This is a genomic window from Blautia sp. AM29-29 (assembly GCF_003480555.1).
Taxonomy (GTDB): domain Bacteria; phylum Bacillota; class Clostridia; order Lachnospirales; family Lachnospiraceae; genus Fusicatenibacter; species Fusicatenibacter saccharivorans.
Map to the genome: position 1 here is coordinate 165,700 of NZ_QUJD01000007.1, position 11,663 is coordinate 177,362.

Consider the following 11,663-nt stretch of genomic DNA (forward strand, 5'->3'; position numbering starts at 1 on the left):
TGACCGGAACGGAAACATTTGACTCGCAAAAGGGAGACACCAGAGGCATCATGTCTTTTCCGGTATCTCCCTTATCTTGCTTATCATGAAATCACAGAATTATCTGCCAGGTTTTGTCGCTAACCTTTCTTGTTCTACGGTCAAGTGAACACCTTTTTTATTCACCTCTTGTGAAATCCGGTGTTCCATTTTCCTCTACAAAAGCATCTAAATCTTTCTGAATTGCTGCCTTTACATCGTCATAACCGGCCGCTTTCAGTTCTTCTCTCATCTGATCGACAGTTGCCTTCGGATCATCTACCTGACCATATGCCAGCTGCGGGATATATTTTGCGAGAACATTAGCCAGTGCTGCCTGCTTTGCCTCAATTGCAGTTGTATCAACAATCAGGTTTTCAAATGGATAATCATAACCGATTTTATCCAGCGAACTGATCAGATCATCGGTTCCATCCCACCAGCTTTCATCCTGCAGTTCCAGATCATCATTACGTCCCATCCAGAAATTGGAATCCAGGGCATCTGTACTGGAATCAAATCCATCTGGTCTGCCCAGCTTGCCATCTTCTGTTACAATATAATCCTCACCTTCAATACCATAGTTTAACAGACGATAGCACTCTTCATCATTTCTTAACAGATCATATACCATCAGGGCGCGTTCCGGATGTGTGGAGTTTGCACTGATAGCACATGCACCATGCTCTTTCAGCGGATGCTGTACGTTCTGATTTTCTTCGCCCCAGTAATAGAACTGCGGATCGGAACCCGGCTGTTTCTTCTCCATATTCGGAACAATCGTAGAATAATAGGTCTGGGCATGATGCTGATCCGCACCGGTTGTTCCGGCATAAAACTCTTCTCTGGTGTCTCCGTCAAAGTTCAGGACATCTTTTCTCCATACACCCATGTCATTCCATTCTTTCATCAGCTCTGCCGCATCATAAAGGCTGTCATCCTCTACATACGGAGACATAACGGTTGTCGGATCGTCCTGCATAACACCCCAGAAGTCTGTGTAAATACCAACACTGGCGCAATTGAATGCCGTATATTCCTTTTTCGAAGTAATATAGCCGCCAAGAATACCTCCCGTCTGGTTTTTGCCAGCGATATCCCACGGAATAACATCTTCCTTATTATCTTTAATATACTGGAAATACGTCGTCAGATCTTCAAATTTTGTAATTTTTCCATTTTCCAGACCTGCTTCTTTTGCCCAGTCTCCACGATAGAACATACCATGGTTCGTATACTGTGTATAGTGATCTTCCGGTATGAAATAAATTTCATCGTTATATTTGCAGATATCCCAGTCTCCGTCTGCGGATACCTGTTCCCAGGTCTTTGGCGCATATGTTTTCAGCATATCCTCGGAAAGTGGAAGAAATGCGCCCTTCTTTGTATTTTCCCATCCGTACAGCCAGTCCGTTGCCGTACAAATCAAATCCAGACTGCTGTCTCCACTCAACAGCTTCAGATTATACTGTGTCTGCCAGTCTGTCCATTCTATGTACGTAAACTCGAGTTCTGCATTTACTTTTTCCGTCAAAATCGGATTCAGTTTGTCCAGCATGGCTTCCAGTCTGCCATTGGTCGGTTTGTTTCCCAGCACCAGCATGTTAATTACTTCATGCTTGGAAGTATCAATACTTCCATCTTCCTTTACGCTTGTGTTGCCGGATCCGCTGCTTTCGGACCCACTGCTTCCGCATCCTGCCATACTTGCAATCATCAGGGAAGCCATTACCAGTGCTACTGCCTTTTTACCTGTTACGCGTTTTCTCATAGCGTCCTCCTTCTTTTCCTGCTTTTTCGGAATTTTATGTGAATCCCCATCAAAACACAGGGGAATCTCACATCATACTTTTTCCATGGTCAGCCTTTGACCGCGCCTACTGTAATACCAGAGATAAAGTATTTCTGTACAAACGGATACAGAAAGATGATCGGTCCGGTTGCAACAACTGCTGTTGCCATTTTCAATGTGTTAGATGGAAGGTCTGCCACACTGACATTTGCACCTGCTACAGAGTTTTTCAGTGCATTTGCTGTATTGATGATCTGATATAAGTAGTACTGTAATGGTTTATAGGTTACAGAACTGTTCAGATACAGAGAAGAAAGATACCATTCATTCCAGTATCCCAGTGCCAGAAAAAGTCCTACCGTTGCAAGTGCCGGCTTTAACATCGGGAAAATCAGTGATACGAAAATTTTAAAGTCTCCCGCTCCGTCAATTTTTCCGGATTCTGTAATTTCATATGGTACCGATTTTGCAAAATTCTTCATCAGAATGATCAGCCACGGAGACATTAACAGCTGTAAAAATACTGCCATATAACTTCCGTTTAATTTCAGGTACCTGGAAACCCAGATATAGGTTGGTGCCATACCGGCGGAAAACAGTGTTGTAAAGTAAATAAAAAATGACAATGCATTTCGAAACGGAAAGTCCTTTCTTTGTAATGCATAACCGGTCATCGCAATGATAAACAGACCAACAACTGTTCCGCATACCGTCAGTGCAATGGTAACTCCGTATGAGCCAAGAATCATTTTAGGTGAACGAAATACCAGTTCATATGCACTCAGAGTAAACCCTTTGGGTAAAAGCCCAAATCCCTCTTTCGCTACAATACTCTCGGTACTGAAAGATGCAGAAATAACCAGGATAAATGGAAGTAAGCAGATGAGCGCCCAAATACTCACAAATACGTAGGAGATAATTCGTAAAGCTCGCGTCCCTGGATCCAGTTTGATTTTATTACGATTTTTCATTTTCTTCTCCTCCTAAAACAGTGCATAGTCCGGATCAAGTCGTTTTACCACCCAGTTGCTGAACATAACCAGAACAAATCCAAAAATAGACTGATACAAACCTACGGCAGAAGATGTTGCAAAGTTATTCTGTGTCGTCATTGTACGGTATACAAAGGTTTCAATGATATCAGTTGTCGGGAACAACTGTGAATTCGCACCACCTGTCAGGTTCCAGAACAAACCAAAGTTTCCTTTCATGATTCCGCCAAGCGCAAACAGAAGCAGAATGATAAAGGTTCCTTTCAGGGAAGGAAGAATGATGTAACGAATTCTCTGCCAGCTGGTAGCGCCATCTACCTCTGCTGCTTCTACCATACTGGAATCAATACCGCAGATTGCCGCGAAATAAACAACAGAACCATAACCTGTTTGCTGCCACATGTTACAGAAAATAATGATGAAGGGCCATAAACCAGCTTTGCTGTAAATCTGTATTGGGTCAGCACCCGTTTCACGAAGAAGTGCATTTAATGCACCCGTGTCATAATTCAGAATATTAAATGCGATCGCCCCAATCAGTACAGCAGAAATAAAATACGGAAGGAACATGATTGTCTGTGATACCTTTTTAAAAAATTTACTTCTGATTTCATTCAGCATAAGAGCAATTACGATCTGAAAAACATTTCCAAGAAGAATAAAAACCAGATTGTATAAAATTGTATTTTTCGTTAAAGTCCACAATTCACCGGAAGAAATCAAAAATTCAAAGTTTGATAATCCTACAAAAGGGCTTCCAAAAATACCATCCCGAAAATTGTAACTCGTGAATGCAATCCATACGCCCGGCAATGGGCAATAGTTAAACACGATAAAAAAGATGACTGCTGGCAAACACATCAGAAGAAGTGTTTTGTTGTTGCGAAAAGTCTTCCATGCTCGATTCTTTTTACTGGGGACAGCCGGAAGAGCTGCTGTCGTTTGGTTCCTTTTTCCTTTCACGTTGCGTTCCTCCTATTTTGCAGTTTGTGAAAATTTGTCTGCACATAATTTGCAGCCTTTATATGAAACCGTTTTCACGTTTTTCCAAAAATAAAAGTGATCATGATGAATGTATCTTTGTTTTTACTGCTTTTCCTGTATATTATAACGATAATTCCATCTAAAAAGCACTTAACTTATACATCTTTCCAAATCACATATCTTTTTAATTGGCACTTTCGTGAAACCCTTTTCATATTTCGTACTATACTCCTTCCGCTTTGATTTGTCAACTTGTTTTTTGTATAATTTGCTTTCTTTTTTTTAAAGCCATCTGAATTAGTTGACAATTTGACAAATCACCCCTTTATTCCTCTATGTATATCCACTTTTTTTCTTTCTGAAAACGCGCTATTTACCGCCATTTTGATCTGTCGGTATCTCTCTTACAAAAGCCAAAATCTGTTCCAGGATCAATATCACCATGTCTGCAAACATTCCAAAATTAGTGCAAAAAAATTCTTCTCTCTGATGGTCTTTTAAAATCAAAGAGAAGAATTATCTGGCTATATGAAATTACATGCTTCTGAATCGATAATGTGATATTATTGCAATATCGTGGATTCGCGTACGATTAAACGCGACACACATTGCTGAATTTTCGGAATCTCTTCTCCTGAAAGAAGTTTTACCGCAGACGCAGCCAGCATTTTTCCAAAAGAAGCATAATCATAGCAAACGCTGGTAAGCTTCGGGTTAACAATATCTGACAGAAAGGTTCCGTCAAAGCTGACAAGCGATATATCCTGCGGAACAGACAAATGATGTTCCTCAATACACCGAAGAATTCCAATTGCGCTGAAATCATTGATTGCAATTACGGCAGTCGGCATCGTACGATTTTCCTGAAAGAGCTTTTCCATACACTGGTACCCCCCTTCGATGTTGTAATCCGAATCCGTTACATAGCGTTCTCTGTATGTGATTCCATTTTTACGAAGCAGCATACGATACCGCATTCGTTTATCATATGTTGACCGGATGTGATTTTTCCCGCCGATCAGTGCAATATGCCGATGGCCAAGCGAAAAAAGATGCTCCATGGCAAGGTCTACACTCGCCATTTCATCAATGCATACCTGATAACAAAGAGATCCTTCTATTTTTCCAGTTGTAATAATCGGTGTAGTGTCTGTGATTCGATCAAGCAAATCCACATATTCCAAATCTGTAACGAGCTGGTCTGATTTTCCTCCCATTAAAATAATTGCATCCACACGCAGGTCAAACATCTTCTGCAAATACTGTTCTTCCATTTCATAACTGCTCTGAGATGAAAATATCATGGGAACATATCCACTTGCACCAATTTCCTTTACGCATTCGTCCACAAGCTGTGCATAAAAGGGATTCATCATATCCGCTGCAAGAATGCCAATGATTTTTGTTCTTGCATTTGTCAGCCCCTGTGCTAGCGCATTGGGGCGATAATCATATTTTTGTATGATTTCCTCCACTTTTTTTCTTTTTTCCTCGCTTACCCGGGCATTTTTCGTCATGACCCGAGACACCGTCGCCGGCGAAACGCCTGCTTCTTTTGCAATAGTATAAATGTTTTTTTCTTTTTTCATAAATCGCCCTCTTGAAACTCTTACTCTATTCCAATTTTTTGAAACCCTTTTCATTTCAAATTCAAGGATAGACTTTTTGCACGTAAAAGTCAATCCTAAAGTCGCTATTTTACAAAAAATCCCTCTCTTTTCCATGGATTTTTCAGATGAACTCTTTATAATAAAAACCATAGGAACGTATAAAAATTGAAATATCATGATAAAAACAGGAGGTTATAAATCTATGAATACCCAAACAATTTATCTCCATCATTCCTGGAAATTTCACTATGGCGAAGAGCCGGATGCCTGGAAAAAAGACTATGATGATACTGGCTGGACAGCTGTCGAGCTTCCACATGACTGGTCTGTTGCAATGCCATTTTCCAGATCCTATTCCAGCGGCACCGGATATGCAGCCGGCGGCATCGGATGGTATCGTGGAACCTTTTCCCTGCCTGAGAAGTATCGTGGAAAACGCATCGTGCTGCTGTTTGACGGTGTCTACAAAGAAAGCCAGGTCTGGTTCAACAGTTATTATCACGGCTTTCATCCCAATGGATACACACCTTTTTTCTATGACATAACATCCCAGGCTGTTTTTGGTACAGATGGTATCAATGAAATCAGCGTCCGTGTAGACCGGACAGAGATTTCAGATTCCCGATGGTTTACCGGTTCCGGAATCACAAGAAAGGTAACGCTCCTTGTTACAGATCTTCTTCACGTTACACCATATGGCACCTGCTTTTCCATAAACAGGGCAGATAAAATCTCAGCGGATCTTTCTATCACAACAGAGATCTGTAATATGGAAGATCAGGAAACCTCTTTTTCACTGGTCCAGTATCTGCGTGATCAAAATGGAAACACGGTGTTTTTCGCCGAGCAGAGAGCCACTCTTCTTCCTGGAGAAACCGCAAAACTAAAGACTGAAGGAACGGTAGCACAGCCAACACTGTGGTCTCCGAAACATCCATCTTTATATACACTCGAAACATGGCTCCACAAAGCCAAGGATGACTCCGCCTTTCTTGCAGACAAGTTCCGTGTAGGTATCCGCACCTTCCGTTTTGATGCCGATTATGGATTCTTTCTGAATGAAATCCCCATGAAAATTAAGGGGGTCTGCGTTCACCACGATGCCGGTGCACTCGGTGCCGCCGTTACAAAAGAAATCTGGATACGCCGCCTTGAAAAGCTCAAAGAAATGGGCTGCAATGCCATCCGTATGAGCCATAATCCGCATATGCCGGAACTGTACGATCTATGTGATGAAATGGGCTTTCTTGTTATGGATGAAGCATTTGATGAGTGGGAAGGGCCAAAAAACAAATGGTCTACCGGTCATAATGTTTATCCTCCAAAGCATCAGGGATATTACAAGTACTTTCCTCAGTACCAGAAAGAAGATCTGTCTGCTATGGTATTGCGCGACCGAAATCATCCAAGTGTAATTCTCTGGAGCATTGGAAATGAAATTGATTATCCAAATGATCCTTACTGCCATCCTCTGTTTCAGAGCATGACCGGAAACAATGATGCAAACAAGCCTGCCGCAGAGCGCGTATACAATCCGGATCGGCCGAATGCAGAGCGATTAAAAGCACTGGCTTCCATGCTTGCTTACGAAGTACGCGCAGTGGATCCTACGCGCCCGGTTACACTGGCTGCCGCTTTTCCGGAGCTCTCTGCAAAGATCGGTTTTCTGGATGCCCTCGATGTTGCCGGATACAATTATAAAGAACATTTATACGAGGAAAGCCACTGTGATTTTCCTTCGCTCCCATTTTTAGGCAGCGAAAACGGACATGATCTTGCTGCCTGGCATGCGGTAACCGAAAACGAATATATCAGCGGACAGTTTCTCTGGACAGGCATTGATTATATGGGAGAGGCACACGGATGGCCGCTTCGAGCTTCTGAAGCCGGGCTTCTTACGATGGCTGGCTTTGAAAAATCCGGGTTTTACCGGCGGATGAGCTTCTGGTCATCCAAACCGATGTGCCATCTTTCCACACAGCGGGCAGACTCCATGAGAGAAAGCTGGCAGCCATTATTCGAAAGCTGGAATTACTGTGATGGAGAAGATATCGAAGTCCGCTGCTACACAAACCTTTCCGAAGCGGAATTATTCTTAAACGGAATCAGTCTCGGCAAAAAGGAGGCTTCCTATACTGAAGATTCGATTCGCTGGATCGTTCCCTTTCAGCCGGGCACGCTGATGGTTCTTGCTTCTGGAAAGCTTGCGGCACAAAAGGGCGGGGCTTCCTGTACTTTTGAAGCAAAGGATGAGCTGAAAACGACTTCTATGCCTTGTGCCCTGCAGATCCGACCCTGGAAGCCGTCCAAAGAAAATTCCGCTGTTTTACCGGAAAATCCGCTTCTGCAGTTCGAAGTTTATGCCGCCGACAGAGATGGTGCTTTCTGCTTCGGAGATTCCTCCATGGTTCAGGTAACGACAGACGGAGGCGTCCTTCTTGGAATTGAAAACGGAAATGCTGCAGACTGCACCGAGTATGCTTCTTCCTGCCGCCGGTTGTACCATGGACGACTGATTTTCTATGTCCGCCGCTCTTTTGCAGATCACCCGGTTACCGTGCAGGTTTCTTCAGAACTGCTAAAATCCAATTCTGTTACTATTTTCTGAAAGGAGTAACGACAGACTTTATGTGGAAATCCTTTTACAATCCAGATCTGGGCAAAGTAGAAACGCCACAGGGAACGATGACTCTCCCAAAGATTTTTCTTCCCCTGTTTCTGGAAATGTTTTTGATGAATCTGATGAGCACCGTCAATACTTTTACTTTGTCCTTTTATTCCGATGAAGCAGTTGCTGCCGTTGGTTCCGCCGGACAGTTTATGGGCATGATTCTGAATTTCTATTCCGTAATCAGTACCGGTGCGTCCATCGTAATCAGCCAGAATCTTGGTGCCAAAAAGGAAAAAAATGCATCCGATGCTGCTTTCTGTGCGCTGTTTGCAGGTGCCGGGTTAAGCGTTCTCCTTGGTGCTACACTTTCGTTCTTTTCCATGCCCCTGATGCGGCAGATGAATTTATCCGGCCAGGTATTAACATATGCCTCTTCTTACCTGAGAATCTGCATTCGTGTTTCCTTTTTTGCCGCGTTCGTGTCCATCTGCAGTGCCATATTTAAAAGCTATGGAAAGCCCAAAATATCGGTATTTGTTACCCTTGGAATGAATGCGCTGAATGCCCTTTTAAATTATCTGATCGTCTTTCAGCCGGTCGAACTGCCGCTTCACGGCGTAGAAGGGATTGCCTGTGCCTATGCCTTCAGTGAGGGCTGTGCCGCTTTTACCATGCTTCTGCTGCTCCTGGTTCTTCCGCTTGGCCTTGACTTCCGTCATAAGTCCATACGCAGCAGTTTCCGGATTTTACCAAAAGTGCTTCAAATCGGAATTCCAGGCGGTATCAGTACGCTTTCCTATTCTGTATCCCAGGTAGTGACAACCTCCATTATTGCACTTGTCGGTGTGCAGGCTGTTTCCGCCAAAATTTATGTTTCCACACTTGTTTTTTACGTGTATGTCCTAGGCCTCTCCCTTGGTCTTTCGACCTCGTTGCTGATCAGCTGGCTTACCGGCGCCGGAAAATACGAACAGGCTTATCAGCTGAATTTGCAGAATTTAAAAATCACAATTTTGCTGAATGCCTGCCTATCCACGCTCCTTGCCTGCTTTGGTTCCGTGCTGCTGCGGATCTTTACAGACGATCCTGCGATCCTTTCGATCGGACATACCATTTTGTTTTTTGATATTTTCGTGGAAATTTTTCGAGGCTTTAATCACATTGAGGAAAATTCCTTGCGCGGAGCAGGCGATGTGGTTTTCCCTATGGGTGTTTCCATTCTCTCCTGCTGGCTGATGAGTGTATTCTTCTCCTATCTGCTTGGTGTAAAAATGGGATTCGGATTATTCGGATGCTGGATCGCTTTTGGCATGGATGAGGCGTTCCGTGGTGTAAATTATCTGATCCGGTGGCGATCACGCAAATGGATGAAAAAAACCGTTGTTATTTCTGAAGAAAATACAATCTGGCCTTAAAAGGCTCCAGCTTCTCGTTGATTTTTCATTCGAGAAGCTGGAGCTTTCCGCTGTTGTTCATCTGCCCTAAAGCATTTTTTTGTATTATTATTTGATACGTTTCAGTTCATACTGTCTCGTACCAAGACCAATTTTCTCTGCCTGGTCAAGGGTTGCCTGCCATTCAATGTTCGGGTTGGAATCCTTGAAATGATCGTGGTGGCAGTGCCATCCCGGCTCTGCAAGATGTTCGCCAAGCTGGCTGTTTTCGATCGGAGTTGCCTTCAGGCAGGCATCGGCACACGCCTGGTCAAGAGCAACCGGGTCGAAGCTTGCAAACATTCCGATATCCGGCAGGATCGGAGCATCGTTCTCCCCATGGCAGTCACAGTTCGGGCTGATATCCTGTACCAGAGAGATATGGAAACACGGACGTCCATGACAGACAGCCTGTGCATACTCAGCCATTTTCCGGTCGAGAAGCTCGTTTGCACTGCTGTTTGGATTATAAACCGCATCAAAACTGCAGGCACCGATGCAGCGGCCGCATCCTTTGCATTTGTCATAGTCAATGACTGCTTTTTTATCCACATAGGAAATTGCATCGCTTCCGCATTCTTTTGCACAGCGGTGGCAGCCACGACAGACATCCGTATTGATCGCCGGTTTTCCACTGGCATGCTGCTGCATCTTTCCGGCGCGGCTTCCGCATCCCATACCGATATTTTTCAGTGCACCGCCAAAGCCCGTTGCTTCATGGCCTTTGAAATGGCTCAGACTGATAAAAATATCTGCGTCCATGATCGCATGGCCAATCAATGCTGTTTTGCAGTATTCTCCGTTGACAACCGGAACCTCAATTTCATCGGTTCCTCGCAGTCCATCTCCGATGATAATCTGGCATCCTGTGGTAATGGTATTGAATCCGTTCAGATTTGCGCAGTCAAGGTGCTCCAGGGCATTTTTTCTGCTGCCCGGATATAACGTATTGCAGTCTGTCAGGAACGGAAGACCTCCCTGCTCTTTACAGAGATCTGCAACCACTTTCGCATAATTCGGACGAAGAAACGCCATGTTTCCCAGTTCGCCAAAATGCATTTTGATTGCGATGAATTTGCCTTCCATATCAATGTCTTTGATGCCAGCAGCAATACAGAGCTTTTTCAGCTTGTCAAGCTGACTCGTTCCAACCGGACATCGAAAGTCGGTAAAATAAACCGTTGACTTTTCCATTTTGTCATTCCTCCTGATTTGTCATTTTTTGACAGCATATCACTTCAAGCTAGGTTGAAGTCAAGTATAATTTGTGGTCTTCTGTTTGTCTCATGGGCTTGTCTTTTTTCTGGATTTTTCGTATACTGAATATAGTTTTTAAGCAACTGAAAATACAGAAGTGCTTTGGAGGTCATGTTTATGATAAAGGCAGTATTATTCGATATGGATGGTATCCTGTTTGACACCGAGATTGTAATGAAAGAGGGCTGGCAAAAAGCTGCCCGGGAGCTGAATTTTACGCTCACGGAGGAACATCTTTCGCAGATGCGCGGCAGTGCGCTTCCGCGGAGCAGAAAGCTGTTTGAGGAGTGGTTTCACGGACAGGTGACATACGATGAAGGACGCGCAATCCGCACGGCGTATCTAAACGATTATATTCGACGCAACGGTGTCCCGGAAAAACCAGGGCTTCATGAGTTTCTTTCCTGGCTCAAAGAGCATTCGATCAAAGTTGCCGTTGCTACTTCTACAACGCGGCGCGTTGCGGAAGACTATTGGAAACAGTCTGGCATTGACCAGTATATCGATGCTTCAGTCTGCGGGGATGAGGTAATCAACAGCAAGCCGGATCCGGAAATTTTCTTAAAAGCAGCGTCTCTTCTGAAAGTTCCGATTGCTGCATGCATAGTAGCCGAAGACAGCATCAATGGTCTGAAGGCCGCGCGTGCAGCTGGTGCCATCTCCTGCATGATCCCGGATCTGACACCGTATACAAAAGAGCTTTTTCCATTTTGTGATTATGTGAGTCCTTCTCTTTTGGCCTGTAAAGAAATTCTGCTGCAGACTCCAGAAGCGGACAAACTGAAAAGCTGGAAGTAAAAAATCATACATAAAGTGAACCTCACATGACTAAAGTCACGTGCTTCAGACCGCTTTAGGCGGCAGACAAAATATCGGCGGATACGCCTGTTTCTTAGATCTTGCGCGGATACGCGCTTCTTCCATGCCGGATACGGCAGGTCTCCACATAACAGGTAGTCCACGGTA

At 44.0% G+C, this 11,663-nt stretch carries 8 protein-coding genes; 3 read left to right on the forward strand and 5 right to left on the reverse strand.

Going from position 1 to position 11,663, the window contains the following annotated elements; all coding sequences use genetic code 11:
- Nucleotides 1-157: 157 nt before the first annotated feature.
- The 4 genes from DW769_RS07115 to DW769_RS07130 all read right to left on the reverse strand — a co-directional run bounded on the left by DW769_RS07115 (nt 158) and on the right by DW769_RS07130 (nt 5,375).
- Nucleotides 158-1,789 (reverse strand): extracellular solute-binding protein, encoded by a 1,632-nt coding sequence (locus tag DW769_RS07115; RefSeq protein WP_117508906.1) that lies wholly within the window; start codon nt 1,787-1,789, stop codon nt 158-160.
- 89 nt (nt 1,790-1,878) lie between these two features.
- Entirely contained in the window at nt 1,879-2,781 is a 903-nt protein-coding gene (locus tag DW769_RS07120; RefSeq protein WP_117508905.1) for a carbohydrate ABC transporter permease, read from the reverse strand.
- Between the two features lie 12 nt (nt 2,782-2,793).
- A complete protein-coding gene (locus DW769_RS07125) occupies nt 2,794-3,663 on the reverse strand; it encodes an ABC transporter permease (protein ID WP_118700447.1) in 870 nt (289 codons plus the stop codon).
- Between the two features lie 686 nt (nt 3,664-4,349).
- A complete protein-coding gene (locus tag DW769_RS07130) occupies nt 4,350-5,375 on the reverse strand; it encodes a LacI family DNA-binding transcriptional regulator (protein WP_117508903.1) in 1,026 nt (341 codons plus the stop codon).
- Nucleotides 5,376-5,598: 223 nt separating this feature from the next.
- Here DW769_RS07130 and DW769_RS07135 point away from each other — a divergent pair, with 223 nt between their 5' ends.
- Entirely contained in the window at nt 5,599-8,004 is a 2,406-nt protein-coding gene (locus tag DW769_RS07135; RefSeq protein ID WP_117508902.1) for a glycoside hydrolase family 2 TIM barrel-domain containing protein, read from the forward strand.
- A 20-nt stretch (nt 8,005-8,024) separates the two neighbouring features.
- Nucleotides 8,025-9,422 carry an MATE family efflux transporter gene (locus DW769_RS07140; protein WP_117508901.1) on the forward strand — a complete coding sequence of 466 codons (1,398 nt, stop codon included), beginning with the start codon at nt 8,025-8,027 and terminating at the stop codon, nt 9,420-9,422.
- 87 nt (nt 9,423-9,509) lie between these two features.
- Here DW769_RS07140 and DW769_RS07145 read toward each other — a convergent pair whose 3' ends face one another.
- Nucleotides 9,510-10,634 (reverse strand): DUF362 domain-containing protein, encoded by a 1,125-nt coding sequence (locus DW769_RS07145; protein WP_118750172.1) that lies wholly within the window; start codon nt 10,632-10,634, stop codon nt 9,510-9,512.
- 180 nt (nt 10,635-10,814) lie between these two features.
- Between DW769_RS07145 and DW769_RS07150 the strand changes: the two genes are divergently transcribed.
- Complete coding sequence (locus tag DW769_RS07150) at nt 10,815-11,495, forward strand: HAD family hydrolase (RefSeq protein WP_118666227.1); 681 nt, start codon at nt 10,815-10,817, stop codon at nt 11,493-11,495.
- Nucleotides 11,496-11,663: the final 168 nt, after the last annotated feature.